This is a genomic window from Undibacterium sp. TC4M20W, assembly GCF_049340245.1.
In the GTDB taxonomy this organism is placed as follows: Bacteria; Pseudomonadota; Gammaproteobacteria; order Burkholderiales; family Burkholderiaceae_D; genus Undibacterium.
On sequence record NZ_JBMPPI010000006.1, the window covers coordinates 22,694 to 49,288 of the forward strand.

22 protein-coding genes are annotated in these 26,595 nt (G+C 50.9%); 10 read left to right on the forward strand and 12 right to left on the reverse strand.

All coding sequences use genetic code 11. The annotated features are described in order from the left end of the window. The first annotated feature begins 61 nt into the window (after positions 1–61). The 6 genes from thiC to ACO0LL_RS09780 all read left to right on the forward strand — a co-directional run bounded on the left by thiC (position 62) and on the right by ACO0LL_RS09780 (position 5,625). Complete coding sequence (gene thiC, locus ACO0LL_RS09755) at positions 62–1,975, forward strand: phosphomethylpyrimidine synthase ThiC (protein ID WP_422950668.1); 1,914 nt, start codon at positions 62–64, stop codon at positions 1,973–1,975. Positions 1,976–1,977: 2 nt separating this feature from the next. Further along, positions 1,978–2,178, forward strand: a complete 201-nt coding sequence (gene thiS / locus ACO0LL_RS09760; RefSeq protein ID WP_422950669.1) for a sulfur carrier protein ThiS — start codon at positions 1,978–1,980, stop codon at positions 2,176–2,178. Positions 2,179–2,348: 170 nt separating this feature from the next. Then, positions 2,349–3,140 carry a thiazole synthase gene (locus tag ACO0LL_RS09765; protein ID WP_422950670.1) on the forward strand — a complete coding sequence of 264 codons (792 nt, stop codon included), beginning with the start codon at positions 2,349–2,351 and terminating at the stop codon, positions 3,138–3,140. 31 nt (positions 3,141–3,171) lie between these two features. Further along, entirely contained in the window at positions 3,172–3,990 is an 819-nt protein-coding gene (gene thiD / locus ACO0LL_RS09770) for a bifunctional hydroxymethylpyrimidine kinase/phosphomethylpyrimidine kinase (RefSeq protein WP_422950671.1), read from the forward strand. Continuing rightward, the gene (gene thiE / locus ACO0LL_RS09775; protein ID WP_422950672.1) at positions 3,987–4,619 is read left to right on the forward strand and encodes a thiamine phosphate synthase; all 633 of its coding nucleotides are present in this window, start codon (positions 3,987–3,989) and stop codon (positions 4,617–4,619) included. The genes thiD and thiE overlap by 4 nt, the downstream gene beginning before the upstream one ends. 121 nt (positions 4,620–4,740) lie before the next feature. Next, the gene (locus ACO0LL_RS09780; RefSeq protein ID WP_422950673.1) at positions 4,741–5,625 is read left to right on the forward strand and encodes a DUF2628 domain-containing protein; all 885 of its coding nucleotides are present in this window, start codon (positions 4,741–4,743) and stop codon (positions 5,623–5,625) included. A gap of 30 nt (positions 5,626–5,655) precedes the next feature. On the opposite strand, the gene ACO0LL_RS09785 is transcribed toward ACO0LL_RS09780, so the two are convergent. Together ACO0LL_RS09785 and dapA are read right to left on the reverse strand one after the other, a co-directional pair. Beyond that, positions 5,656–6,396: a hypothetical protein gene (locus tag ACO0LL_RS09785; RefSeq protein ID WP_422950674.1), complete on the reverse strand. Its 741-nt coding sequence runs from the start codon at positions 6,394–6,396 to the stop codon at positions 5,656–5,658. A gap of 62 nt (positions 6,397–6,458) precedes the next feature. Beyond that, positions 6,459–7,418 (reverse strand): 4-hydroxy-tetrahydrodipicolinate synthase, encoded by a 960-nt coding sequence (dapA, locus tag ACO0LL_RS09790; RefSeq protein WP_422950675.1) that lies wholly within the window; start codon positions 7,416–7,418, stop codon positions 6,459–6,461. Positions 7,419–7,779: 361 nt separating this feature from the next. On the opposite strand from dapA, the gene ACO0LL_RS09795 reads away from it, so the two are divergent. Next, positions 7,780–10,071: a UvrD-helicase domain-containing protein gene (locus tag ACO0LL_RS09795; RefSeq protein ID WP_422950676.1), complete on the forward strand. Its 2,292-nt coding sequence runs from the start codon at positions 7,780–7,782 to the stop codon at positions 10,069–10,071. 89 nt (positions 10,072–10,160) lie between these two features. Here ACO0LL_RS09795 and coq7 read toward each other — a convergent pair whose 3' ends face one another. Beyond that, a complete protein-coding gene (coq7, locus tag ACO0LL_RS09800; protein ID WP_422950677.1) occupies positions 10,161–10,811 on the reverse strand; it encodes a 2-polyprenyl-3-methyl-6-methoxy-1,4-benzoquinone monooxygenase in 651 nt (216 codons plus the stop codon). Between the two features lie 348 nt (positions 10,812–11,159). On the opposite strand from coq7, the gene ACO0LL_RS09805 reads away from it, so the two are divergent. After that, entirely contained in the window at positions 11,160–12,296 is a 1,137-nt protein-coding gene (locus tag ACO0LL_RS09805) for a porin (RefSeq protein ID WP_422950678.1), read from the forward strand. A 381-nt stretch (positions 12,297–12,677) separates the two neighbouring features. Beyond that, positions 12,678–13,739: a porin gene (locus ACO0LL_RS09810; protein WP_422950679.1), complete on the forward strand. Its 1,062-nt coding sequence runs from the start codon at positions 12,678–12,680 to the stop codon at positions 13,737–13,739. A 288-nt stretch (positions 13,740–14,027) separates the two neighbouring features. On the opposite strand, the gene ACO0LL_RS09815 is transcribed toward ACO0LL_RS09810, so the two are convergent. The 8 genes from ACO0LL_RS09815 to dusB form a co-directional block, all read right to left on the reverse strand. Beyond that, entirely contained in the window at positions 14,028–14,852 is an 825-nt protein-coding gene (locus tag ACO0LL_RS09815) for a 2-keto-4-pentenoate hydratase (RefSeq protein WP_422950680.1), read from the reverse strand. A 49-nt stretch (positions 14,853–14,901) separates the two neighbouring features. Continuing rightward, entirely contained in the window at positions 14,902–15,972 is a 1,071-nt protein-coding gene (gene ruvB, locus ACO0LL_RS09820) for a Holliday junction branch migration DNA helicase RuvB (protein ID WP_422950681.1), read from the reverse strand. Positions 15,973–15,975: 3 nt separating this feature from the next. Further along, positions 15,976–16,557: a Holliday junction branch migration protein RuvA gene (ruvA, locus tag ACO0LL_RS09825; protein WP_422950682.1), complete on the reverse strand. Its 582-nt coding sequence runs from the start codon at positions 16,555–16,557 to the stop codon at positions 15,976–15,978. Positions 16,558–16,730: 173 nt separating this feature from the next. Continuing rightward, a complete protein-coding gene (ruvC, locus tag ACO0LL_RS09830) occupies positions 16,731–17,273 on the reverse strand; it encodes a crossover junction endodeoxyribonuclease RuvC (protein ID WP_422950683.1) in 543 nt (180 codons plus the stop codon). A 325-nt stretch (positions 17,274–17,598) separates the two neighbouring features. Beyond that, positions 17,599–19,800: a tetratricopeptide repeat protein gene (locus ACO0LL_RS09835; protein ID WP_422950684.1), complete on the reverse strand. Its 2,202-nt coding sequence runs from the start codon at positions 19,798–19,800 to the stop codon at positions 17,599–17,601. A gap of 252 nt (positions 19,801–20,052) precedes the next feature. Then, positions 20,053–21,618 (reverse strand): bifunctional phosphoribosylaminoimidazolecarboxamide formyltransferase/IMP cyclohydrolase, encoded by a 1,566-nt coding sequence (gene purH / locus ACO0LL_RS09840; protein WP_422950685.1) that lies wholly within the window; start codon positions 21,616–21,618, stop codon positions 20,053–20,055. Between the two features lie 47 nt (positions 21,619–21,665). After that, positions 21,666–21,899: a helix-turn-helix domain-containing protein gene (locus ACO0LL_RS09845; RefSeq protein WP_110258221.1), complete on the reverse strand. Its 234-nt coding sequence runs from the start codon at positions 21,897–21,899 to the stop codon at positions 21,666–21,668. A 93-nt stretch (positions 21,900–21,992) separates the two neighbouring features. Further along, positions 21,993–23,003 (reverse strand): tRNA dihydrouridine synthase DusB, encoded by a 1,011-nt coding sequence (gene dusB, locus ACO0LL_RS09850; protein ID WP_422950686.1) that lies wholly within the window; start codon positions 23,001–23,003, stop codon positions 21,993–21,995. A 409-nt stretch (positions 23,004–23,412) separates the two neighbouring features. Between dusB and ACO0LL_RS09855 the strand changes: the two genes are divergently transcribed. After that, the gene (locus ACO0LL_RS09855) at positions 23,413–24,741 is read left to right on the forward strand and encodes an NAD(P)/FAD-dependent oxidoreductase (protein ID WP_422950687.1); all 1,329 of its coding nucleotides are present in this window, start codon (positions 23,413–23,415) and stop codon (positions 24,739–24,741) included. Between the two features lie 22 nt (positions 24,742–24,763). Here ACO0LL_RS09855 and ACO0LL_RS09860 read toward each other — a convergent pair whose 3' ends face one another. Next, positions 24,764–26,479, reverse strand: coding sequence for a hypothetical protein (locus ACO0LL_RS09860; RefSeq protein WP_422950688.1), 1,716 nt, complete (start codon positions 26,477–26,479; stop codon positions 24,764–24,766). Positions 26,480–26,595: the final 116 nt, after the last annotated feature.

The following is a 26,595-nucleotide window of genomic DNA, read 5'->3' on the forward strand; positions in this document are numbered from 1 at the left end:
GCGCGCACCTGTTTTGGAAACTCCTTTGCTGGCTCCATGCCAACAAAGCAAAGGAGCCAAAATGAACGCCAACCCGCAATTCTTGTCCGCTACCGCTACGGTAGATGAGGCAGCCATACAGCCACTGCCAAATTCCCGCAAGACCTACGTGCAGGGCAGCCGCCCCGATATCCGCGTACCCATGCGCGAAATTACACAGTCTGATACACCAGCCATGTTTGGTTCGGAAAAAAATCCCCCTATCTATGTCTATGATACCTCCGGCCCCTACACTGACCCTGAAGTAAAAATTGATATCCGTTCCGGCCTTGCATCCGTACGTGGTGCCTGGATAGCCGAGCGAAATGATACTGAAGAACTGGCAGGCCCAAGCTCTGAGTATGGTATCGCCCGTCTGCATGACCCCAAGCTGGCCGAGTTGCGCTTCAACCTCAAGCGCCTGCCACGCCGTGCATTGACAGGCAAGAATGTCTCGCAAATGCACTATGCGCGCCAGGGCATCATCACGCCGGAAATGGAATTTGTCTCTATCCGCGAAAACCTGCGCAGAAAAGAATACCTGGAAAACCTCAAAGCCTCAGGCCCCATGGGTAGCAAGCTGGCAGAAGTCATGGGCCGCCAGCATCCTGGCCAGTCTTTTGGCGCTTCAATTCCCGCAGAAATCACGCCAGAATTCGTGCGTTCAGAAATCGCCCGTGGCCGTGCGATTATCCCTGCGAATATCAATCATCCTGAAATCGAACCTATGATCATAGGCCGTAATTTCATGGTCAAGATCAATGCCAATATCGGCAATTCTGCAGTCACTTCTTCCATCGGTGAAGAAGTCGAAAAAATGACCTGGGCAATACGCTGGGGTGGCGACAATGTCATGGATCTTTCCACTGGCAAGCACATCCACGAAACCCGTGAATGGATTATCCGTAACTCCCCCGTGCCTATCGGTACAGTACCGATCTATCAGGCACTGGAAAAAGTGAATGGCAAGGCAGAAGACCTGACCTGGGAAATCTTTCGTGACACACTGATTGAGCAAGCTGAGCAGGGCGTCGATTACTTCACCATTCACGCAGGCGTGCGCCTGCAATATGTGCCGATGACAGCCAAACGCCTGACCGGCATCGTGTCACGCGGTGGCTCCATCATGGCGAAATGGTGTCTGGCACATCATAAAGAAAGTTTCCTGTACGAGCATTTCGAAGATATCTGCGAAATCATGAAGGCTTATGACGTGTCCTTCAGCCTCGGTGATGGCCTGCGCCCTGGCTCCATCTATGATGCCAATGATGAAGCGCAGTTAGGTGAATTGAAAACCCTGGGCGAACTGACACAGATCGCCTGGAAGCATGATGTACAGGTCATGATAGAAGGCCCCGGCCATGTACCCATGCACCTCATCAAAGAAAACATAGACCTGCAACTTGAGCAATGCCATGAAGCGCCTTTTTATACCCTGGGCCCTTTGACGACCGACATCGCACCCGGTTATGACCACATCACCTCCGGCATAGGCGCAGCTCAGATAGGCTGGTATGGCACGGCCATGCTGTGCTATGTGACGCCAAAAGAACATCTGGGTTTGCCGAACAAGGTGGATGTCAAGGACGGTATCATCACTTACAAGATTGCTGCTCACGCAGCCGATCTGGCAAAAGGCCATCCCGGTGCGCAGATTCGTGACAATGCTTTGTCCAAGGCACGCTTTGAATTCCGTTGGGAAGACCAGTTCAACATCGGCCTCGACCCCGACAAGGCGCGTGAATTCCATGACGAGACATTGCCCAAGGATTCTGCCAAGGTTGCCCATTTCTGTTCTATGTGCGGCCCGCATTTCTGCTCGATGAAAATCACGCAGGAAGTGCGCGACTATGCCAATGCCCAGGGCATCACCGAGATACAGGCCTTGAAAAAAGGCATGGAAGTGAAAGCCGTTGAATTCATCAAATCCGGCGCGGAAATCTATAAGAAGCAATAGCCATGGTGGAGATACAGCTTAATGGAGAAAGGCGGCAACTGGCGAGCGCGCTGCTGGCTGACCTGATCGCAGAATTGAACCTGTCGCAGCAGGCGATTGCTGTAGCGGTGAACCGGCAGATTATTCCAAAGTCGCGTTGGGCAGAACATCATTTGCGTGTCGATGACAAGGTTGATGTAGTGAGGGCGATTGGTGGCGGATGAGTGTAGGTTGGGCTACGCTTCATCAGCCCAACACTCGGCATTCAAATAACGTGCATGTTGATTCAAGGCCCAGTGTTGGGATGGTAAACCGTGGCCCAACCTACGGCGCTAACAGGGTGCAGTCCAATCTATGACGTATTACTTGGCCTTCACAAATTTGAAAGAATTTTATGAACACAGAAAACACACAAGGCTTAAGCATAGCCGGAAAAACCTATCGCTCCCGCTTGCTGGTCGGCAGCGGTAAATACAAAGACCTCGAACAAACCCGCCAGGCAACAGAAGCCAGCGGAGCCGATATCATCACGGTAGCGATCCGTCGTGTGAACATAGGGCAAGACCCGAATGCACCAAGCTTGCTGGACGTAGTACCACCAAGCAAATACACCATACTGCCGAATTCAGCTGGTTGCTACAATGCTGAAGATGCAATCTATACCTTGCAACTCGGACGTGAATTATTGGGTGGTCACAAGCTGTGCAAGCTGGAAGTATTGGGCGATGAGAAAACCCTGTTCCCGAATATGCCGGAAACATTGAAAGCAGCGAAAACCTTGGTGCAGGATGGTTTCGATGTCATGGTGTATTGCAGCGATGATCCTATACAGGCGCGTATGCTGGAAGACATAGGCTGCGTTGCCATCATGCCGCTGGCATCCTTGATCGGCTCAGGCATGGGTATCCTGAATCCATGGAATCTGTCGCTGATCATCGAACAGTCCAAAGTACCGGTACTGGTCGATGCAGGCGTAGGTACTGCATCTGATGCTGCGATAGCCATGGAGCTCGGTTGTGATGGTGTGTTGATGAACACCGCCATCGCAGGTGCCAAAGACCCGGTACGCATGGCGCGCGCCATGGGCCTGGCGGTCGAAGCCGGGCGTGAAGCATTCCTGGCAGGTCGCATGCCGCGCAAGTTTGTCGCCTCACCATCGTCACCGATGGCTGGCCGCATAGTCTGATATTCGTTTGATATCCGTTTATGATCGTTGAATGAAAGCAACTACGCGCCCCTGTGTGCTGGTATTTGCCGGGCATGATCCCAGCGGTGGTGCTGGCATACAGGCAGACATAGAAGCCATCGCCGCGCAGGGTGGGCATGCCCTGCCGGTGATTACCGCATTGACCGTGCAAGACAATGATCATGCTTATGCCGTGCATGCCGTTGATGTGCAAATCATCTTGCAGCAAGCGATGACTCTGGTGGCAAAAATGCCGGTCAAGGTCGTCAAGCTTGGCATAGTCGCACATAAAAAAAATGCGACGGCGATTGCCAGTTTTATCCAGAAGATGAAACTGCAAGAGCCTGATTTGCAAGTCATCGTTGATACTGTATTGGGCAGTGGTCAAGGTGACAGTCTGTCTCTCGATAACCCGGTAGAGGCGATTGAGCCTTTACTGAAAGTCGCAACCCTGCTCACTCCGAATCTGCCTGAGCTAAAACGTCTGTCATCACAATCTATGGATATGCAGGCACAGGTAGAAAACCTCATGCAAACCTATGCGGCGGATGTCTTGCTCAAAGGTGGACATGCAACAGAAGCGCAGGTTAAAAATATCTGGTTCCAGCATGGACAATGGCAGACTGCACAAGAATGGTTATGGCCGCGTTTGCCTGGTGAATTCCATGGCAGTGGCTGCACGCTGGCATCGGCGATAGCCGGGCAACTGGCAATTGGTGCCAGCTTGCCGGTAGCGCTGCAACAGGCGCAAAGCTATACCCAGCAGAGTTTGCAATATGCGTATGCGATTGCCGCAGGACAGCTCATTCCGGCACGCCAGCCAGTTCCGACTACAAGAAAGAAATCATGAATAATTTGAGCAAGCATCAACTCAGCGGCCTGTACATTGTGACCCCCGACTGGGACGATACGGCGAAGCTGCTTGAAGTCACCGAACAAGCTCTGCTGGGTGGCGCGAATATTGTGCAATACCGCCACAAGACTGCAAGCGATGTACTGCGCAAGACACAGGCGCTGGCCTTGCTGGAACTCTGCCGCCGCTTTAATAAGCCCTTCATCATCAATGACCATCTGCAACTCTGTCTTGATATTGATGCCGATGGCCTGCATGTAGGCGGCACGGATATCTCAGTGGCCGATGCCAGAGCCAAGCTGGGCGCGGGCAAAATACTGGGTGCGTCCTGTTATGGTGACCTGGAACTGGCTCGTAGCGCAATTCAGGGTGATGCGAGTTATATTGCCTTTGGCGGTTTCTATCCCTCACGTATCAAGAAATATGCAGTGACGACCCCCGCCAGCATAGTTGGAGATGCGGTCAGGGAATTTGATGTGCCCAATGTCGTCATTGGTGGCATGACGTTGGAAAACTGTCAGCCGCTGCTCGCACAAGGCGCGCACATGGTAGCCGCAATCAGCAGTGTGTATATGGCAGAGCAGCCGCAACAGGCGGCACGGGCATTTGCCAGCTTGTTTGCTTAGCTTGCCTGTTTATCTTGTCTGCGGGAGGGATTTCATTTGTCGGCTGGCTCAAAAACCGCTCGAAGATATGCAGGGACCTCAGATATACTTCGGTTTCCAAGCCGACCAATTATCTAGACCCATGAGCGCGAACAGCTTTCCAGCAAATCCAGAACCACAAATGATCTCCAGCAGACAGCTGGTGGGCAAAGACAATACTTCGGGTAAAGGGGATTTTTACCCGGCACCTGATGGTGTGGCTGGCTGGTCATGGGGTGCATTTTTGCTGGCGATTTTTTGGACTGCCCGCCATAAACGGTGGATCAGTTTTTTTCTTCTCGTGGCTCCCATAGTCGCCAGTGTGGTCGGGCTTAATAACATAAGCAGCATAGACAAAAGATGGGTGGTTTTGCTGATTCTTTTTAGCCCTGTCATCAGTTTCTTTTGCGCTGTCAAAATTGGCCGTAACGCAAGACTGTGGGCCTGGCAAAATGTTTATTGGGATAGTCTGGAGCATTTCAAGAGCGCACAACGGAACTGGACACTTGTTGCTTTCAGCCTGTATGCACTGACGATTGCGCTAGCTGGCGCTGTAAAATATCCTGAGATACAAAGAGAGGTCGCCAGGAAGCAGCTTGACGCTAAAAATGAAGCAATCAGGAAAGAGCTGGTGTCGAATGGCCGTCACGCCATTGCTGACGCGGTGAATATTGCAAAAGACGTTTCCCAGGGAGTTGGCGACTATATTCTTGCTCATCAGGCTTTCCCTAAAAATATCGCCCAGGCCGGTTTTGATTCCCAGCTACCAGACTATGTCAAGAGTATAGAAATTGACCAGAGGCATGGCCTGATCGCTGTCACGATGAATGTTGCTCCCTTCATAGAGCAGACTTTTTATCTGGCACCCCGTTACGAAGGGGAAAAGGAAATTTTATGGAGATGTATGCGCGGTGATTTTTCTACCCTGGATATACCGCATGAATGCAGATACGACGCGACTGAATTTTTTTACATCAGGCGGAAGTAAGAGACTGGTTCGCGGTATATCCCGGGATCTTTATTGCTTGAGGTTTTCAGTAGCCACAGGGTTTTCCTTGCCGTCAGCGGCTTGTTGGTCCAGCTCTTCGACCTTTAATAATTCTGCCGTAGTCAGGATGCCGACGCTGACGACATCGTAACCTTCAATGGTTTCACATTTGCGTGGATGGTCTAGTTTGCCTGCCGTACAAAAGCGGATATTGCCTCTTTTTTTGTCTGCACCCGGATAATGGAAAAACATCATGTCACCGGCACTTTTGATATACATCGCCTGGTCCAGCAATGCATCTGGGAATTTGCCATCGGTGGCATTGAGCAACCATTCACGCAATTTGGGAATGGCTTCGGTACTGACTTCATGGGTTTCCTTATTATGTGGTCCATGAAAACCTAGTTTTGTATTCGCCAGATTTTTGCTATCCAGCATGCGTCTTTCGGTGCCTGCCATGAAGATGATGGCACAAGAAGAAAAGCAATTGCCCTGAACGGCGGTATTGATTTTCCTGCCGCGTATCAATTGCGCGATGCCATAAGCTGCATTCAGGTCACCGCCCGGGCTTTCACTCAGCACGACATTGTGTACTTCACCGCCAGACAGATTGCGGCGAAAGCGTTGCGCATCATCCGCCACCACTCTGCCATATAAAATCAGGGTGTCATTTGCCCGCAGCATGGTCATGGCTGCAGCAGGCTGGCTATGGAAAATCAAGCTGGTTGCCAGGGTAGCGAATACGGCAAACAAAGGAAGCAGGCGTCGCATATCATTCTGAAAGAAATTATTGATATCGCATTATCCTTTGCTTGCACCATCAAGGCAATGTGCTATTGAATGAGGTCAAGTTGTGCCATCTTGCTTAAGAGTTTGTCCGTAGTTTCGGTACTTGCTGGCAGCATGGGCACCCGCAGATTGGCCCGTATGAGCCCAGATTCTGCCAGCGCAGCTTTCAGCGGCGCTGGATTGGGCTCATCAAACAAGGCCTGCATGACAGGCAGCAGTCGATAAAAAATTATCCTGGCCTGCGCAAGCTCTCCGGCAATGATTAGTGCTTGCAGGCGTGCAAAAAGATCAGACCGCAAATGGGCAGATGCCAGTATGCCGCCCGCACCGCCCAGGCATAGATTAATAAACAATTGATGGTCTTCCCCGGTCAGCACCTGTATGTCGCCGTCGGTGATGAGTTGCATAGTGGTTTGCAGATTGCCGCCACAATCCTTGATGGCGACGATGTTTGGATGTTTTGCCAATTGCTGCAGAGTGGGTAATTCAATGTTCACTCCCGTGCGGTAAGGAATGTTATATAGCAGTACCGGCACAGCAGAGGCCCCGGCAATTTCATGGAAGTAGTGCAAGATGCCTGCCTGTGATGGCCGTATGTAATGCGGTGGCGTGACCAGTACCCCAGCAACCTGCCTTTGCCCTATGGCTGCCAGCCTGTGCAAGACTTGCCCCATATGATTACCGCTCAAGCCCATGATGACTTGATTGGGCGATACCACGGCCAGCACCGCATCCAGCACTTGCAATTGTTCTTCTTCACTGAGGGCTGCAGCTTCGCCGGTGGAACCACAGACGACCAGGCCAGTAACTCCTTCCTTGATCAACTTGCTGGACAGTGCCTGCAGTGCGGGTAAATCCACTGCCGCGTCCGGACCATCGCAAAATGGTGTTATCAGGGCGACCCAGATGCCAGAAAAATCGTCGCGCCTGTTGTGATTACTTGATTCAATATGAGTGTTACTGGAATTGCTGATGTTGCTGCTATTAATATTGCTGCTGGTCATGCCTGTTCTCCTGTGGACCGGTTAAAGACCCGCAGGGAGTTGACATACAGCGCAAAGGGAAGAGTACCGTTTTTGCCATCCTGTCAGCTCACCTGACGGGACAGCACGCCCCGGTCAGATGAGCGTCTGTTTCTTGGCTTTAGCAAAGACCATACACAAAGCAGTGCTGCTTTGCGTGTGTACTTGATCTTTGACTTGAGTTTGCATAATGAAATGTGGATGAAATTTCTATTGCGATTGAAATGATTATCTGCGCGTGCAGCCAGGCCTGTCAAGCCTGCCGACAATAAATTTTGCCTGATTTTGCCTGACTCAGGGAGTGGAAAACAGGCTGGCAGGCATAGTCCCGTATAATCTGCCTATGCAAAATTTACTCCACAACTTAAATCCCGAACAACTTGCCGCCGTGACACTGCCGGCGCAGTCTGCCCTGATTTTGGCTGGTGCCGGTTCTGGCAAGACACGTGTGCTGACGACCCGCATCGCCTGGCTGATACAGACTGGTCAGGTCTCGCCCGGTGGTATTTTGGCCGTGACCTTTACCAACAAGGCCGCCAAGGAGATGCTGACGCGTTTGTCTGCCATGTTGCCGATTAATACACGCGGCATGTGGATAGGCACTTTCCATGGCCTGTGTAACCGCCTCTTGCGCGCCCATCACCGCGATGCCGGTTTGCCTTCGACGTTCCAGATTCTTGATTCTGGCGACCAGCTATCCTTCATCAAGCGTTTGCTGAAGGCGAACAATATCGATGATGAAAAGTTTCCACCCAAGACCCTGATGTATTTCATCAATGGTGCCAAGGACCAGGGTTTGCGTGCAGCGCAAGTCGATGCCTATGATGACTTCAACCGCAAACTGGTTGGCTTGTATGACCTGTATGACACGCAATGCCAGCGTGAAGGCGTGGTTGATTTTGCTGAACTCCTGTTGCGCACCTATGAATTGCTGAGCCGCAACCAGCCGCTGCGTGAACATTATCAGGATCGCTTCCGTCATATCCTCGTCGATGAGTTTCAGGATACCAATGACTTGCAATACAAGTGGCTGAAGCTGATGGCGGGCGAGGGTGGTAAAAAAGGTGGTGCAGTGTTTGCCGTCGGTGATGATGACCAGAGTATCTATGCCTTCCGTGGTGCCAATGTCGGCAATATGTCCGCTTTTGAGCGTGAATTCCAGGTACAGAACCTGATCAAGCTGGAGCAGAATTACCGCTCGCATGGCCACATTCTCGACAGTGCGAATGTACTCATAGAACATAATAGCAAACGCCTTGGCAAGAATCTGCGTACCGATGCTGGTCATGGTGAACCTGTGCGCATCATGGAGTCCAGCAGTGATATCCAGGAAGCCAACTGGATCATAGAAGAAGCCAAAAACCTGATACGTGAAGGTTCATTGCGCAGCGAGATTGCAATTCTGTATCGCTCGAACGCGCAGTCACGTGTCATAGAACATGCCTTGTTCACGGCGAATATCCCTTACCGCGTTTATGGCGGCCAGCGCTTTTTCGAACGCGCCGAGATCAAGCATGCGATCGCCTATCTGCAATTGATGGACAACCCGCATAATGATTCTGCGTTTTTGCGCGTGGTGAATTTCCCTACCCGTGGCATAGGTGCACGCTCGCTGGAGCAATTGCAGGACGTCGCCAGACAGCAGAATATTTCCATGTATGCGGCGGTGCCTTATGTGGCTGGCAAGGCTGGTTCTTCTCTGGCGAACTTCGTCAAATTGATAGAAGGTGCACGTTTTGAAACCCAGAACCTGCCCTTGCCCGAGATGGTTAAGATTGTGCTGGAAGTCAGCAGTCTGCTGACGCATTACCAGACTGAAAAAGAAGGTGCAGACCGCATAGAAAACTTGGAGCAGCTCGTCAGCGCTGCCACCCTGTTTGTGTCGGAAGAAGGTTTTAACAAAGAAGCGCCAGCCTTTGCCGGGCCCGCCAGTAGTGCGGCAGTTTTACTTGATAGCGGGAATGGCGATCAGATCATCGATGCCGATGCGGCCTTGCCAACGGTGATGTCACCGCTGTCAGCCTTCCTGTCGCATGCTTCTCTCGAGGCGGGTGACAACCAGGCACAGGCCGGGCAAGATGCCATGCAGTTGATGACTGTGCATTCCGCCAAGGGCCTGGAGTTTGATGCGGTATTTATTACCGGTCTCGAAGAAGGCTTGTTCCCGCATGAAAACAGTGCGCAGGAAGACAGTGGCGTAGAAGAAGAACGCCGCCTTATGTATGTGGCGATTACACGGGCGCGCAAACGCCTGTACCTGAGTTTTTCACAAACCCGTATGTTGCATGGCCAGACCCGTTACAACATGCGTTCACGCTTCCTTGATGAGTTGCCGGAAGAATCATTGAAGTGGCTGACGCCGCGTGTACAGCCGACCTGGTTTGGCAATAAAAAGTCCGCCTGGGATGAAGCACCTGACGATGCCGCGAATCGTATCGCCCAGACTTTCAAGAAGAGCAATGACAGCATGAGCTGGCGCATAGGCCAGAATGTGGAGCATGCAAAATTTGGTGAGGGTGTTATTGTGAATCTGAATGGCGGTGGCGGCAGTGGCAGCCTCAGAGCGCAAATCAATTTCGGCAAGTTTGGCATGAAGGAGCTGGACTTGAGCATCGCCAAGCTGGAAAAAATATAAGCGAAAGGCAAATGCGCAGTCGATGGACTGCGCACTAATCACTAAAGTTCACAGCTTGGCCTGTTTCAGCTTTTCAAGGCTTTCGGATTTTAAATATAGTAAGCCGTCGTCGTCATGACTTTGGCCATAAGTTTCATACCCGCCTGCACGGGAGCAGGCAGGGTGCTGGCACCCAAAGCCTGCGCTGCCGCACCGTGGGCAATTTCATCGACGCGCATCTGTTCTACCACGGCGCGTGAGCGCTGGTCTTCTGCCGGTAATTTTTTGAGGTGGCTGGCCAGGTGTGCCTCTACCTGTTTTTCTGTTTCAACAACAAATCCCAGACTGACGGCATCACCAAACTTGGCGGCCAGTGTGCCGCAGGCATAGGCCCCGGCATACCACAGCGGATTCAGAAAGCTGGTGTGTGAATTCAGTTCATGCAACCTTTTTGCCGTCCAGGCCAGGTGGTCTTCTTCTTCTATGCCGGAATGCTCGAACTGTTGGCGTATATCTTCCGTATGCGCATTTGCTCCCTGAGAATCGTACAGGGCCTGGGCACAAATTTCACCTACATGATTAACGCGCATCAAACCTGCGCTATGGGATTTTTCCTGTTCAGACAAATTGCCATCGGGCATATCATGTCCAGGATAGGCGCGCCTGGACATGGCCTGGCCGCTGACCACACGCAAGGCGCGGTCAAACTTGCTGATCATTTGGTCAAGGCTGACCTTGGGAAGTGTTGTTGGAAGATTCATATTGTTTTTAAGCATGTAATGATGGAACGATGAGCCATACCAGACTGGATAGTGTGTATTGTAGGAAGAATTAAGGATACGCGCCATCAGACCAAGTCTGGAAACCTACAGAAAACTTAAGATTGTAATAATAAGAAAGTAGATGCTTGTTGCGATAACACCACATAAAATTTGCTTAAAAACGATCGTTCGCAAATTCTCTTTGCCCAAATTCCTTTAATTTGTTTCAATGGAATCTAGCTTCTTAATCAGCAGGTTTCGAAGTCTTGGCAAGACTAAATTCGTAAAATAATGGCCGAAGCTTTTCAGGTGTGGCCGCATAAATTAATAATTTTGGAGACGCTTTCAATGAAAAAATCGATACTGGCATTCGCAGTCTTGAGCGCATTTGCAGCAACCGCTTCCGCACAATCTTCAGTCGTCATCTACGGTATTATCGACGCAGCCGTTGTAGCTACTACCAACCAGACACCAACTGGTGGTTCCAAATTCTCCATGGATGCTGGTCAGTTACTGACCTCCCGTTGGGGTATCAAAGGTTCTGAGGACCTGGGCGGCGGTTTGAAAGCTAACTTCAATCTGGAAGGCACACTGGCCAATGACACAGGTACTGCAGGTGCCGGTTTTGGCGGTAACGTATTTAATCAGGCCGGTAACAATACATCCCTGTTTGATCGTCTGGCATGGGTAGGTTTGTCTGGTGATTTCGGTACAGTCACTCTGGGCCGTAACAATATTCTGGGTGTGGATTCTGTCGGTCTGGCTGATCCTATCAGCCTGGCACACGCAGGTTCCAATCCTAACGTGATGTTCAGCGCCTTGAATGCTGGCGCATTCTTTGGTGGCTTCGGTACTAACCAGGGCGGTACTGCTCTGCGTCAAAACAATTCCATCAAATATGTATCTCCATTGATGTCTGGCTTCGGCGGCGCGCTGATGTACGGTTTCGGTGAAAAAGCAGGCGACAATACTGCGAGCAACTATGCTGGTCTGTCCGGCTTCTTCACAGATGGTACAAACGGTGCAGCCCTGTCTTACGCAAAACTGCGTGACAATGCCAATGTCTCCAATCTGTCTGGCTGGGCTGGTGGTGCCAAATTCAAGATCACTCCATCTGTGATGTTGCGTGGTACTTACTCCAGCAATAAAGTTGAAGGCAATGTGAAGATCGATGCATTGCCAAGCGCAAATGGCCGCAAGATTGCTGTTATAGGCCTGGGTGCAGATTTCACTTTGTCTGATCAGACAACATTGACGACTGCTTACTACAATACAAAACGCTCTGGCGATATCGACGGTAAAGCAGATCAGTATATCTTGCTGGGTAAATATGCATTCAGCAAACGTACAACTGCCTATGCTTCCCTGACATATGCAAAAGCTGGTTCTGTTAATGCACAAGATGTTTCCCTGGCACTGGGCATCATTGGTGCAGGCAATAGTTCTGCAACACGTACAGCAGTAGGCGTATTGCACGCATTCTGATTGTAGATAGACAGTTTTACTTGCAAAGGTCGCCCAAGGCGACCTTTGCAATTTTGTTTTTGTTTCATTTTTGTTGGTAATAATGTAATTTTTCAGCACTTGTCCGACATCATTGATGTTAATTAAATGGCATTGAAATAATTGCTTTTAAAGCAATTTTTGTTGCTTATTCGAGACAAAACACCCCCATATTCCCTCCAAAAGCCGATTTAGCTTGGCTGCCTGACACCATTTTTGGTCAAATACGTTAACTTCTTTTTAGCTGTCTTGTCGGTTCTTAAGTATTTGCGCTCTTCGTGCAATCAATGTTTTGGCTCTGTTTTGCGCGAACTGTGCTTAATGTAGTTCAATATCAATGTGAAATCCTTTGGAGAAATATCAATGAAAAAATCACTCATCGCTCTGTCAGTTTTGGCTGCTGTTGCTGGTACAGCGCAAGCTCAATCTTCCGTCACTATCTACGGTGTAGTTGATATGGCTTTGCAACATCAAAACACTGGCGATCCTGCTGGCTCTACTCTGGGTCTGGATAGTGGTATTCAATCCGGTTCCCGTCTGGGCTTCAAAGGCTCTGAAGATCTGGGTGGCGGTCTGAAAGCAAATTTCCAATTGGAAATGGGTATCAATGCTGATACAGGTAGCTCCGCTCAAGGTGGCCGTGCATTCGGTCGTCAAGCTTACGTAGGTTTGTCTGGTGATTTCGGCGCGGTTAACTTCGGCCGTCAATACACACCAGCATTCGTTGCAATCGACAGCTTCGATCCATTCGGCACTGGTATCACTAGCGGTACAGCAGGTAGCGGTACTTCCGGCCTGGGCGCTGCAGCTTACTTCGACCACGGTGGCGTTCGTATCAACAACTCCGCTATCTACAACACAACTAACCTGGGTGGTTTCGTAGGTACTGTTGCTTATGGTTTCGGTGAAGTTGCTGGTAACACAACAGCTGGCCGTTACATCGGTTTCTCTGGTGCTTACACTGCTGGTCCTCTGTTTGCTGAACTGGCATACAGCAATGCGCAAAACGCTACTGGTACTAACGCAACTAAGAGCTACTTGCTGGCTGGTACATACAACTTTGACGTAGTTACAGCACACGCTGGTTTCTCCTCCATCAAAGATGATGGCACAGGCGCAGCTGCTCTGGATCGTCGCGTATGGTTGCTGGGTGCGACAGTACCAGTTGGCTCTGGCAATATCATCGCCAGCTACATCCGTTCCACTAACCAAAACAGCCTGTTGAAAGCTGCTAACGGTACACAATTGGCTCTGGGTTACACATACTCCCTGTCCAAGCGTACTAACCTGTACACTTCGATCTCCCGCGCAAGCAACGACGCAAACATCAACCTGGGTAGCGCTGATTCTTCAGCAACTTTCCATCCAGTTCCTAACGGCGCTGATGTACGTCTGGTTAACGTTGGTATCCGTCACAAGTTCTAATTTAATGCTGACTTAGGTCAGTATTAAAAGAGCATGGCAAGACTGAGAAAGCACTCCTGGTGAGTGCTTTCTCTTTACGCGTTTGCCTTGAGGGTAATTGCCTGCAATTATGGCGGTGCTGAACAGGCCTGGTTGCCACCAAGGCTAATGCGCTTTTGCAAGATAAAAAAGGCTGACATGGTTTACATGTCAGCCTTTTTAGTTTTGATTGTCCGTAGTTTGCTAAAGATGCAGTCTTATCGCTGTGGGCTTATCGTTGCAGATTCATGACTGCAGGCTTGGCTGCTTTTAAGCAAAACTAACACTCAGGCCTGGTAATGGGATGCCAGAGAAAGCAGTCCCCCAGGTTTGCCCGGCCTGTACCGGGTAAGCATCAGTCCAGGTGCCGGTGGTGATGATTTCACCTGCCTGCAAAGGCAGGAACTGTGGCTGCTTTTGCAGCAGGCCATGCAGGTGCCAGATCGCATGCAAGGGGCTGTCCAGCACATTGCTGCCATAGCCAGCGCTCAACAGTGTGCCGTCGCATGACAGCGAGACGCTGGCATTGGCCAGCAGCTCAGCCAGATGCTGACGGCTGGCACTCGACAAGATGCGCGGTTCACCGATCAGCAGGGTGCCGTGCAAGCCCAGTGCGGCTATCGCATCGGCTGCCTCAAACTTCCAGTCAGGGTAGGGGCTGACGACGATCTCTATGCCATGCGCCATCCATTCCAGGCAATCTGCGAGTTCTTCTATGCAAGCGTCGGCAGCCGGCGTCCTGCCGAGCTTGAATACCACTTCCGGTTCTATGCGTGGCTGCAGCGCGCCTGTCAGGCTTTGGTAGGCATGGTTATCTTCAACATAGCGCACCGTGCTGTCAAACAGGCTGCTCCAGATTGGTTCGCAGATGGCAGCTTTCTCGCCGTATTTATTCCACAGCTTGCGGTTAGTAAAACCAAGTTTGCGGCCTATGCAAACTTCGCCTTCGGCGGCACGGATGGTGTCAGACGCTTTGGCAATGTCATAAGCATCGTTAATGCTCAGCTCAAATTGCCAGCTTAAGGGATTGATATGCTGGGTACGCGCCCTGGCCTCAAGGACGGTATAAGCATGTTGTTCGGCTTGTAAGGACATGGCATCAAGTTCGGTTGGATTGAGCACAAACCATGGGAAGGGTCAGCGTTTAGCTACCACCCCATAAGTCACCGTTATTACCCGATCTGGGCATGGTCACGCCAAAATGCTCATACGCGGACGGCGTTGCTATCCTGCCTCTGGGCGTGCGTTGCAAAAAACCCTGCTGTATCAGATAGGGTTCCAGTACATCTTCTATGGTGTCGCGTTCTTCACCTATGGCCGCAGCGACGTTATCCAGGCCTACCGGGCCACCGCCAAATTTAAAGAGGATGGCTTCCAGCAGTTTTCTGTCCATTAAATCAAAACCAACCGCATCGACATCCAGCATCTTCAATGCCGCATCGGCAATGCCTTTGGTGATTTCACCATTGCCTTTGACCTCGGCATAATCACGTACCCGTCGCAACAGACGATTGGCAATACGCGGTGTGCCACGTGCCCGCTTGGCAATTTCACGCGCACCATCCGCCTGTATTGGGGCGCCCAGCAATGATGCGGAGCGGGTGACGATCTTGGTCAATTCTTCCGGTGTATAAAATTCCAGTCGGGCGACGATACCAAAACGGTCACGCAGCGGGTTGGTCAGCATGCCGGCGCGGGTAGTGGCACCAACCAGGGTAAAAGGCTGTAAATCCAGCTTCACCGAGCGGGCTGCCGGACCTTCACCGATCATGATGTCGATCTGGTAATCTTCCAGCGCCGGGTACAGAATCTCTTCGACTACCGGCGACAGGCGATGTATCTCATCGATAAAGAGTACATCATTGGCTTCCAGGTTCGTCAGCAGGGCCGCCAAGTCACCGGCACGTTCCAGCACCGGGCCAGAAGTCTGGCGCAGGTTGACACCCATCTCACGCGCAATGATGTGCGCCAGCGTGGTTTTACCCAGGCCCGGCGGGCCAAACAGCAGGGTGTGATCAAGTGCTTCACTACGCTGCCTGGCCGCTGTAATAAAAATTTCCAGTTGCCCGCGTATTTTTTCCTGGCCCACGTATTCATCAAGCTGCTTGGGGCGCAGGGCGCGTTCTATCGCTTCTTCATTAGGCGAGCTTGGCGTGGCCGAGATAATGCGTGGCTCGCTGAAGTTGGATGAAAGATTGTCGGTCTGTATCGTCATCGCTTAGCCTTTGGACAATGCTTTCAATGCCAGCTTGATGCCATCAGAAACCCCGCTACCAGCAGGCACGGATTTCATCGCCAGCAAGGCTTCCTTGTCGGAATAGCCAAGTGCCTGCAAGGCATTCAGGATGTCAGCGCTATGGTCACCCGCAGCCAGTGCCGCAGTGGCATTGCCAAGGTCAGCACCGAGCTTGCCTTTGAGTTCCAGCAGCAAACGTTCTGCAGTTTTCTTGCCTATGCCGGGCACGCGGGTCAGACGTCCTGCTTCTTGCAAGGTGATCGCCTGGGCCAGATCGGCTACCGACATGCCAGATAAAATAGAGAGGGCAGTGCGGGCACCGACGCCGCTGATCTTGATCAATTGCTTGAAGGTGCTGCGCTCTTCTGCCGTACCAAAACCAAACAGTACATGAGCATCTTCGCGTATCGCCAGATGCGTCAGCAAGACCACTTTTTCACCGAGATGCGGCAGGTTATAAAAAGTACTCATAGGCACATCGACTTCATAGCCCACACCCTGGCAATCGACCAGCAATTGCGGAGGATTCTTTTCTATCAGAGTGCCAGCAATGCGACCTATCATGAGACTGCTTTCATACTGTATGAATAAGCAGTGATAGTAAACGATTCTGACGCGTTTGACGAGGCTCGCAGGGAAATTATATTGATATTGCGATACTGCAATTAAGCTTATGCAGGCCAGATATATGATCTGGCCAGAGCGCAGTGCAGCTTCAGTGAGCTTGCAGCCCTGTATTAACCGACCAGACGACCGCCCTTGACACGCAAACCCTTCTTCGCCAGACCCGGCGCAATTGCCCCCAGGGTTGCCAGGGTATCACCACTATGGGCATGACAAATCGCCACGCCCAGCGCATCGGCAGCATCGCTGCCAGGTAGGCCAGACAAAGCCAGCAGGCGCTGCACCATATCCTGCACCTGTTCTTTCTTGGCACGGCCATGGCCGACGACGCCTTGTTTAACCTGTAAGGCTGTATATTCTGCGACTGCCAGGTCTGCCGCTACCAGCGCACAAATCGCTGCACCGCGGGCTTGCCCCAGTAACAGGGTAGATTGCGGATTGACGTTGACGAAGACTTTTTCTATCGCCGCGCAATCAGGCTGGTAAGTGCGTACTATTTCTGAAACGCCTGCGAGGATGGTCTTCAAGCGTTCTGGTAAAGTACCATCAATGGTCTTGATCGTGCCTGAGGCGATATACGTCAGCTTGCTGCCCTGTTTATGGATGACGCCAAAACCGGTGGTGCGCAAGCCGGGGTCTATGCCTAGGATTTTCATGAGGGCTTCTGAGTGTGTATTAGATGTGGTGCTGTGCTGCTACAGGAATTATTGCTGATGAGTATAGCGTATCGGCGAGCTAGTTTTATTGCTCGCTAAGTAAGTGAGTAATTGCTTATGACGTTTGATCTTTTGCAGGATATGTGTGAGCAAGGAAATGCAATGTGGAATGGGCTGAGTTCCAGCGGTATTTTTACCTGCATTGAAGCCAGCCCCCTCGCCAACTGACACAATGCGGTGTCGCCACTCGACGATGAAAGCATCATGGTATTTCAGGCACGAGTGCAGGCAGGCTGGCAGTCATCGGCATCAAAGTTGTCAGCCTTTATTTTACTGGCTTCCAGGCCTTGACTTCTGCATCGACTTTGCTTTTGCTCTCAGCGGGCAATACTGCTACCAGCGGGGGTAAATAGTCGCGTGCAACTTGATTGCCGTTGGCAAGAGATAGCATGGTCCAGAAATAGGCGGCCTGTTCATCTCTGGCTACACCTGCCACTTCACCAATCGTTGCCGCCAGGTCTTTCTGTGTCTTGTCCCGGGCCTGGTCAAGTGGACCCGCAACGGTGCTGGCTGCAGCGCGGCTGTCTATATTCAAGATTTTGCCGCTGGCGTAGATCCTGCCCAGGTCGAGTTGTGCATTGGCGTCGCCGCGTTCTGCTGCTTTGCGCAGCCAATAAAGGGCTTGTTTCCCGTCATCGGGTGATTCTTTGCGAGACAGATAAAGCAAAGCCAGCACGTGCTGCGCATTAGAATAATTTTGTTCAGCAGCGCGACGCAGCCAGATCGACCCTTGCCGCCAGTCTTCTGGCACGCCTTTGCCATTGATATACGCCAGCCCCAGGAAGTACTCTGCATCTGCAGCTCCCTGGTTGGCAGCCTGGCGAAACCAGAATGCAGCTTGAGACAAATTCTCAGGTACGCCGACGCCTGCCAGGTACATGCCACCCAGCATCGTTTGTGCCATGGACATTTCCTGCAAGGCAGCCAGGCGATACCAGTGCACTGCCTGCTGTGTGTCTCTACCCACAAAAGAACCTGTGTGATACAACCAGCCCAGACCAAATTGCGCATTGGCATTTCCCTGCTCGGCGGCTTTGCGGTACCAACTCACTGCTTGCTGCTCATCCTTAGGCACACCGCGGCCATTAGCATACATTTCACCCAGGCTCAACTGTGCGCCGACATTACCCTGATCGGCCGCTTTGCGATACCAGACTGCTGCCTCTTGTTCATCCTTGCTTACGCCAGAACCACTTTGGTAGAGTCCCCCAAGATTATTTTGCGCCCCTGCATTTCCCTGCTGCGCAGCCTTCAGATACCAGTAGGCTGCTTGTTGCGCGTCCTTGGACACGCCATTGCCAGACTCGTATAGCCAGCCCAAGCTAGCTTGCGCCCTGGCATTTCCCTGATCTGCTGCTTTGCGGTACCAGCTTGCTGCTTGCTGATGGTCTTTGGCTACACCGCGGCCTTCGAAATACATCAGGCCCATGCTGGTCTGTGCCTCGGAAAGTCCCTGGTCCGCTGCTTTGCGGTACCAGCTCACGGCTTGCTTGTCGTCTTTTTTTACTCCGTCTTGACCATTTTGATAGATGCATCCCAGGTTATTTTGCGCATCAGCACTTCCCTGTAGTGCAGCCTGCAGATACCAGTGTGTAGCTTGTCGTATATCCTTAACTACGCCCTGACCTTTTTCATAAAGCCCGCCTAGATTATTTTGCGCGCCTGCATTTCCCAGCTGCGCAGCCTTCACATACCAGCCAGCAGCTTGTTGCGCATCTTTGGCTACGCCAGTGCCCGTCTGATACATCCAGCCCAGACTCGATTGTGCCCGGGCCTCTCCCTGATCAGCGGCTTTACGATACCAAAGGGCCGCTTGCTGATAATCTTTTGCTATACCACGACCTTCGAAATACATCCGACCCATACTATTCTGCGAAACTGAAAGCCCCTGATCCGCTGCCTTGCGGTACCAGTGCACCGCTTGTTGTTCATCCTTTTTTATCTCATCCACGCCTTCCTGATAGATGACGCCAAGATTGTTTTGCGCTTCTTTATTCCCCTGTTGTGCAGCCTGCAGATACCAGTGAGCAGCTTGTTGCACGTCTTTAACTACACCCTGGCCTTTTTCATAAAGCCACCCCAGATTATTCTGCGAATTGACATTGCCTTGCTGTGCGGCCTTCAGATACCAGTAGGCCGCTTGTTGCATATCTTTGGACAGGCCAGAACCAGTTTGGTACATCCAGCCCATGCTGTGTTGTGCTCTGTCATTTCCCTGATCGGCCGCTTTGCGGTACCAGTGGGCGGCTTGTTGCAAGTCTTTGGCCACGCCCCGGCCTTCAAAATACATGTCTGCCAACTTAAGCTGTGCAGCGGCTTTGCCTTCTTCAGCAAGCCTGGTAGTTTCTATCAAGTCCGCACTGTAATTCTGTTGGTTGGCGGCGGGATGATCAGGCTCTGAGGCCGATACATAGCTGGCAGGCCACAAACTCAGGGCCATCAGCACGGCGCAAGTTATGGTAGACAATGTCGTCTTGCTCAGATAAATCATTCGTCATGCATCCTGTGGGAATTCTTCGGCACGGCAATATAGTGCCGCCTTGTAGCCATCTTGTGTGAGGCGGCATTATCGCATATGGCTATTACCGGCAAGTTATGGACAATGCGTATTGTTGAGCTGTTGTACTGAGGTGATGCCGGCAGTAATAAGGCGCCTGCAATAAAAACGGCCCTGAATAATCAGGGCCGCACATACCTCATTTAATACATCAATCCCGCATCAATGGCGGAAATGACGTGTACCGGTATAAACCATCACGACACCACGTTCATCCGCAGCATCTATCACTTCCTGGTCACGCATGGAGCCACCAGGGTGGATCACGCAAGTTGCACCTGCATCCACCACTACATCCAGACCATCACGGAACGGGAAGAAGGCGTCAGACGCGACGGCAGAACCAGTCAGTGTCAAACCAGCATTTTGTGCCTTGATAGACGCGATGCGGGCAGAGTCTATGCGGCTCATCTGACCAGCGCCTACGCCCAGCGTCATGCCATTGCCGCAGAAGACGATGGCGTTTGATTTCACATACTTGGCCACACGCCAGGCGAACATCATGTCCGCCATTTGTTGTGGACTAGGCTGCAATTTTGAGACGACGCGCAGTTCTTCCTGCAAGACGTTTTTGGCATCCGGTGCCTGTACCAGCAAGCCACCGCCAACACGCTTCATATCGTATTGGTTGAAGCCATTGCCCAGAGAAATTTCCAGCAGGCGCACATTTTGTTTTGCTGCAAAAATCTGTTTTGCTTCGGCAGTGAACGATGGCGCGATCAACACTTCAACGAATTGCTTGGCGACGATTTCAGCAGCCTTGCCATCGAGTTCGTGGTTGAAGGCGATGATGCCGCCAAACGCAGAAGTCGGGTCAGTCTGCAAAGCCTTGCTATAAGCTTCAAACGGTGTCGCACCCAGGGCTACGCCGCAAGGATTGGCATGCTTGACGATGACGCAGGCAGATTCAGCAAAAGACTTTACGCATTCCCATGCGGCATCGGCATCGGCGATATTGTTGTAAGACAGTTCCTTGCCTTGCAATTGCTTGTAGTTGGCCAGTGAGCCTTCGAGAGACTTCAGGTCGCGATAGAAGGCGGCAGACTGATGCGGGTTTTCACCGTAACGCATTTCCTGCACTTTTTCAAAATGCAGGTTCAGGGTTTGCGGATAGGCGCTGCGTGTGGTGTGCGCCTTGTCTTCACCCAGGCTGGTCAGGTAGTTGGTGATGGCACCATCGTATTGCGCTGTGTGAGCAAATACTTTTTTCGCCAGCGTGAACTTGGTGTCATAGCTGACAACATTTTGATTCGCCTTCATCTCTGCCAGCACAACGGCATAATCAGACGGATCTACAATGACAGTCACGTCTTTGTGGTTCTTGGCAGAAGAGCGCAACATGGTTGGGCCACCGATGTCGATATTTTCTATCGCATCTTCGAGTGAGCATTCACCCTTGGCGACAGTTTGCTGGAAGGGATACAGATTGACCACCACCATATCGATGGTAGGAATGCCATGCTGCTCCAGCGCTGCCACATGCTCAGGGAAATCACGGCGTGCCAGGATGCCGCCATGCACTTTAGGGTGCAGGGTCTTGACACGGCCATCGAGCATCTCAGGGAAGCCGGTGTAGTCAGCCACTTCGGTGACAGGCAGGCCATTGTCAGCCAATAACTTGGCTGTGCCACCCGTAGACAAGAGCTTGACACCGAGCGCAGACAATTCACGTGCAAATTCGAGCACACCGGTCTTGTCGGAGACGGAAATGAGGGCTTGTTTGATCATGATTTTTGATGTGAGTAAGGAAATCGGTGTCAAGCCTCGCGGATGGATTAAAGCAAACCGTGCTGCTGCAATTTCTTGCGCAAAGTATTCCGGTTAATGCCTAACATATCGGCGGCTTGTGACTGGTTGCTCGATGCGCGCGTCATGACCATTTCTAACATCGGTTTTTCAACGGCTAACACGACCATGTCGTAAATATTGGATGCGGGTTGCTCGCCCAGGTCACGGAAATACTTTTCCAGATTTTTGTGGACGGCGTCTTGAATGCTATCTTTGCTCATGCTGTTTTTATCACTGTTCGGTTATGCCAGGCGGCGGGTAGTCCATGCTTCATGGACGGCAAGACAAATTGGTTTTTGTAAAAGTGTTTTGTCTTATGCTGCCAGTTTTTCTTCAAAGGGGCGGTATTGTAACCGCTCCCCAGCCATGTGATCAAAAAAACTGCTGACGGCGGCAAGTTGTTCATCACAATCCGTCAGTAAGTTCATTTGTTGCCGGAAATCTTCACCACCTACCAGGTCTTGCACATACCAGCCTATATGTTTGCGTGCCGTTCGTACGCCAAGGTAGTCACCATAGAAGGCATAGTGCGCTTTCAAATGGTTATCCATGAGTTCACGAACTTCAGAAATCAGTGGGGCAGGTAAATGCTCGCCGGTATTGAGGAAATGGGCGATCTCGCGAAAGATCCACGGTCGGCCTTGCGCCGCCCGGCCTATCATGATGGCATCCGCACCAGTTGCCTCTAATACATATTTGGCTTTTTCCGGTGTCGTGATGTCGCCATTGGCAACTACGGGAATATTGACTGCGGCCTTGACGGCAGCAATGGTCTCATATTCGGCATCACCCTTATAACCATCGGCGCGGGTGCGTCCATGCAGGGTCAGCATTTGTATGCCAGCCGCTTCTGCCATGCGGGCAATGTTCAGGGCATTTTTATTGGCCCTGTCCCAGCCGGTACGGAACTTGAGTGTGACCGGCACATCGACTGCGCCAACCACCGCATCCAGTATCTGACCAACCAGGCTTTCATGCTGCAGCAAGGCAGAACCACACCATGCATTACAGACCTTTTTAACCGGGCAGCCCATGTTGATATCGATGATTTGCGCACCTTTATCAACATTATGTTTGGCACATTCAGCCAGCATCTGTGGGTCTGCACCGGCAATCTGCACTGCCTTGGGCTCCATTTCGCCTTCATGGTTGGTACGGCGCGTGGACTTTTCTGTTTCCCAGAGTTTGGGATTGGACGCTGCCATTTCAGACACGGCATAACCCGCACCCAGTTCTTTGCACAACTGACGGAAAGGTCTGTCAGTCACACCAGCCATGGGAGCAACAAAAATATTATTACGCAGCACGTAAGAGCCGATTTGCACGATCAGGGAAGGGGGAAATTCGAAGAAGCGCTATTCTACCTGAATCCTGCCTAAATATTTGGCAAAATCGTTACCACTCGTAAGGAATATTTTTATCTATATTTGTTGGCTTTTTGATAGTTTAAATTTCAACAAAACTGCGCGTCCCAGAGCAGATTAGACTAGCCTCTCTAAACTGCTGTTGGCGCTTGGAAGGTGTCTGCTATTTGTCTGCAATATGCCTTTTTCGCCCCCGCTTTGTTCGTCAACCCACGCTCAGCTTTGTCAGTTCTGTGTATACTCCATGCGTACATTTATATATTTGTCATTTTCACTCCTGACAAAAATGTATTCCCTTGCCATCCATCTTCTTTGTTTATTAAAAAGATAGTCAGCAAGGGAATATATTTTTCAAATAAGGGAGTCGTTCGTGGACACGCAAAACAAGGAGGCAGTACATAGAATTACCATCGTTGGCGGTGGTGCAGGCGGGCTGGAACTGGCAGTGCGCCTGGGCAAGAAATTAGGCAAGCGCGGCAAAGCCGTCATCACGCTGGTCGATGCCAGCCGTACCCATTTGTGGAAACCTCTATTGCATCAGGTTGCCGCAGGCACCCTCGACAGCCATGCAGACGAGCGCGAATACTTTGCCCTGGCGAGATCCAATCATTTCGAATTCCGTCTTGGTCGTATGGAAGGACTTTCTCGCGAAAAGAAAGAAATTTATATCGCCCCCATGTTCGATGAAAACGGCGTCCAGTTATTACCACGTCAGGCCATTGCCTATGACAGCCTGGTGATAGCCCTGGGCAGTCAGACCAATGATTTTGGTACTCCCGGCGCACGCGAAAACAGCATCATGCTTGATTCACCTGCTGCGGCAGAGCGATTCCATCAACGTCTCATCAATTATTGTCTGCAGGCGCAAAGTCAGCAGCAGACATCTGGCGAAGGCCGTTTTACCGTCACCATCATAGGTGGCGGCGCAACCGGTGTAGAGCTGGCAGCAGAATTGCATATGACTACCAAAATCCTGTCCAGCTATGGACTGGTGAATTTTCATCCTGAAAAAGATTTGAAGATCGTCATCGTCGATGCCGGTACTCGCTTGCTGCAAATGCTACCAGAGCGTGTCTCCGATTCAGTCGCCCGTGAATTGCGCAGCATGGCGGTAGAAGTGCATACCAATGAAAAAGTGGTCGATGTCTCCAAGGCCGGGGTGCAGATGGCTAGCGGCAAATTCATTCCCAGTGGCATCGTGGTTTGGGCGGCAGGCATTAAAGCGCCAGAGTTTTTAAAAGACCTGGATGGGCTGGAAGTCAACCGCATCAATCAACTGGTCGTAACCCGTACTTTGCAAACCACGCAAGACCCGGCCATCTTCGCGATTGGTGATTGCTGCGCATGTCCGCAAGGTGAGGGTTTGCCTAACGTGCCACCACGTGCCCAGTCTGCTCATCAACAGGCAAGCACGTTGGCAAAAACCCTGGTACGCCGCTTGCAGGGCAAACCCGCGCTGGAGTTTACCTATAAAGATCATGGCTCGCTGGTCTCGCTGGGTAATTACAGTACCGTTGGCAGTCTCATGGGTTCTCTGGCCAGCGGTTCTGTCTTCATCGAAGGCACACTGGCAAAATGGATGTACTGGTCACTGCATAAACAACACCAGATGGCAGTCAATGGTTTGTTCCATACCTGGTTATCGACCTGGGCAGAGACTATTGACCGGGTACGCAATCCGCGTATCAAGCTGCACTGAGCGGCATTTTCATCACAGATTGTTAACGTACCTGTCTGGACTTTTTGGTATAGGCAGAACCCTGGTTATGAAAGAAAGTGGCATTGATTTGACCCGCCAATTGGTCAAATGCCCTTTCTGCCATGACGGCATATACTTGGCTATCCGAAGGATGGTGATCAACCGCATCCAATGAATATTCATACTTCACATTGAAATTATCTGGTGGAGTGACTTCTAAATTAAATTTCCATTCATTTTCCTGATCAGGTATGCTGATGTTGGCATTGAAATTCATGATGAGGCCAATGTAAATGTCCTGCTCGCTTAATGCCAGGTTCTCTTGCTTTCTTTGCGTATACACTTTACCTGATGGGGCAATCTTGTAATTGATCTTCAGCATGGGAAACGGTGGTTTGGCGGCACCATTTGCGGCGAATTTCAATATATCCTGAGGGAAGATGGCGCCAAATGAAGTATGTATGCCCGCTACTATGCGCGACTCTCTGGTTGCCGCAGTATCATTGGTAAAATGAGGTGATGCCGGAATGATTTTTAAATTCTTTGTGCGTACCTCTTTCTTCCTCAATAAATCATCCAACTGAACAAGTTCTGCTGGTGTAGGTCTGCCAAAGCGGATGACAACATTGGGATCATTCTTTTTTTCCGCATAGAGCAATAATTGCTCCATGGTGGCGATCAAACCAGGATCTGCGCTGGCATTGAGCGCGCGGAAATTTTCCAGAGCAAGCAGGTAATGATGATGGATTTCCTTGTCCAGATCGGCAATGATGTCCGAGCCTGGAAATCGCTGCTTCAAGGCGCGTAATTGTGTGACGCTGGTATTTTTCTTCAGTGCGTTAAAGACGATGCGCGGCAGCTTCTCTTGCATTTCCTTGACGTGGTTTTTGCCGTGTGAAAGATAGGCCAGATACGCAGTTTCCGTGTTCATGCGCTGAGCTGTCATGGCGGCCTTATCGTCTGCCATCATATTCCGTGCATACCAGAACAGGGCCGCAAATGCACAGGCAATAAACAGTAGCGGCAAGTGCAGTTTCCTTAGGAAATGAATGCTGATGGCAAAAAAACTGGCTTGGCGTTGTTCGAGGGCACCACTGAACTGGTTCCTCTTTAATTCCAGGAAAGGATCAAATTTTTGCAGTGCTGGCAAATTTCTTTCTTGAATTGCCTTCTGTGCTGCAGCGTGCATCGCCTGGAATTTCTCAAAAACCAATTTACCCAGTTTGCGCCCTGGTATGTTAATGAGCAGATGCTGGTCTTCTTGAAGTTCAAGCGCGAGTTGAGACTTGTTATGCAGGCCAAGAAACTGTGTCTCACCAAGACTGACGTTTTTAAATAACTTAAGATCAATTATCATGACCTTCTTTTGCCGCGCATCCAGGAAACTAGATTGAAAAAGATAACGTCCCGGCAAAAAACCAAAGCGCCTGCTGAGGCTGATCCTCTTCCAGCTTGCATGCACGCAATAGAAAATACCAGCGAATAGCAAGACATACCAGGCCAGTATGGCTCGCGCAGACCACAATTCATCTTTTAGCGGGTTACCAAAGTCAGCGCTTGCAGTAAGCAAGAGCAAGGAACTGCAGAGCAGCAATATCAGCCCGTGCATAAGATAAAAATCCAGATTGGATTGCACTTCTGCAAATGCCAGGTATTTGGAGCGTCCTATCGTCTTGGCCAGATCGGATTTGAGATGCGCAGGCAGCGCGTCAAATTGATATTCATAGTAATAAGCCAAAGGTACATCCTTAATTCATGAGTAAACGTGCAAGGAGAAAATTATTCGATTGTTAATTTTCATTTGCGCATAAGTATCGTGAATTCTGCCTTGTTGGTCAATCGGCAAACCTGGAT

Coding starts and splice junctions, on each gene's coding strand:
- thiC (WP_422950668.1), top strand. CDS start 62: ATGAACGCCAACCCGCAATTCTTGTCCGCTACCGCTACGGTAGATGAG.
- thiS (WP_422950669.1), top strand. CDS start 1,978: ATGGTGGAGATACAGCTTAATGGAGAAAGGCGGCAACTGGCGAGCGCG.
- ACO0LL_RS09765 (WP_422950670.1), top strand. CDS start 2,349: ATGAACACAGAAAACACACAAGGCTTAAGCATAGCCGGAAAAACCTAT.
- thiD (WP_422950671.1), top strand. CDS start 3,172: ATGAAAGCAACTACGCGCCCCTGTGTGCTGGTATTTGCCGGGCATGAT.
- thiE (WP_422950672.1), top strand. CDS start 3,987: ATGAATAATTTGAGCAAGCATCAACTCAGCGGCCTGTACATTGTGACC.
- ACO0LL_RS09780 (WP_422950673.1), top strand. CDS start 4,741: ATGAGCGCGAACAGCTTTCCAGCAAATCCAGAACCACAAATGATCTCC.
- ACO0LL_RS09785 (WP_422950674.1), bottom strand. CDS start 6,396: ATGCGACGCCTGCTTCCTTTGTTTGCCGTATTCGCTACCCTGGCAACC.
- dapA (WP_422950675.1), bottom strand. CDS start 7,418: ATGACCAGCAGCAATATTAATAGCAGCAACATCAGCAATTCCAGTAAC.
- ACO0LL_RS09795 (WP_422950676.1), top strand. CDS start 7,780: ATGCAAAATTTACTCCACAACTTAAATCCCGAACAACTTGCCGCCGTG.
- coq7 (WP_422950677.1), bottom strand. CDS start 10,811: ATGAATCTTCCAACAACACTTCCCAAGGTCAGCCTTGACCAAATGATC.
- ACO0LL_RS09805 (WP_422950678.1), top strand. CDS start 11,160: ATGAAAAAATCGATACTGGCATTCGCAGTCTTGAGCGCATTTGCAGCA.
- ACO0LL_RS09810 (WP_422950679.1), top strand. CDS start 12,678: ATGAAAAAATCACTCATCGCTCTGTCAGTTTTGGCTGCTGTTGCTGGT.
- ACO0LL_RS09815 (WP_422950680.1), bottom strand. CDS start 14,852: ATGTCCTTACAAGCCGAACAACATGCTTATACCGTCCTTGAGGCCAGG.
- ruvB (WP_422950681.1), bottom strand. CDS start 15,972: ATGACGATACAGACCGACAATCTTTCATCCAACTTCAGCGAGCCACGC.
- ruvA (WP_422950682.1), bottom strand. CDS start 16,557: ATGATAGGTCGCATTGCTGGCACTCTGATAGAAAAGAATCCTCCGCAA.
- ruvC (WP_422950683.1), bottom strand. CDS start 17,273: ATGAAAATCCTAGGCATAGACCCCGGCTTGCGCACCACCGGTTTTGGC.
- purH (WP_422950685.1), bottom strand. CDS start 21,618: ATGATCAAACAAGCCCTCATTTCCGTCTCCGACAAGACCGGTGTGCTC.
- ACO0LL_RS09845 (WP_110258221.1), bottom strand. CDS start 21,899: ATGAGCAAAGATAGCATTCAAGACGCCGTCCACAAAAATCTGGAAAAG.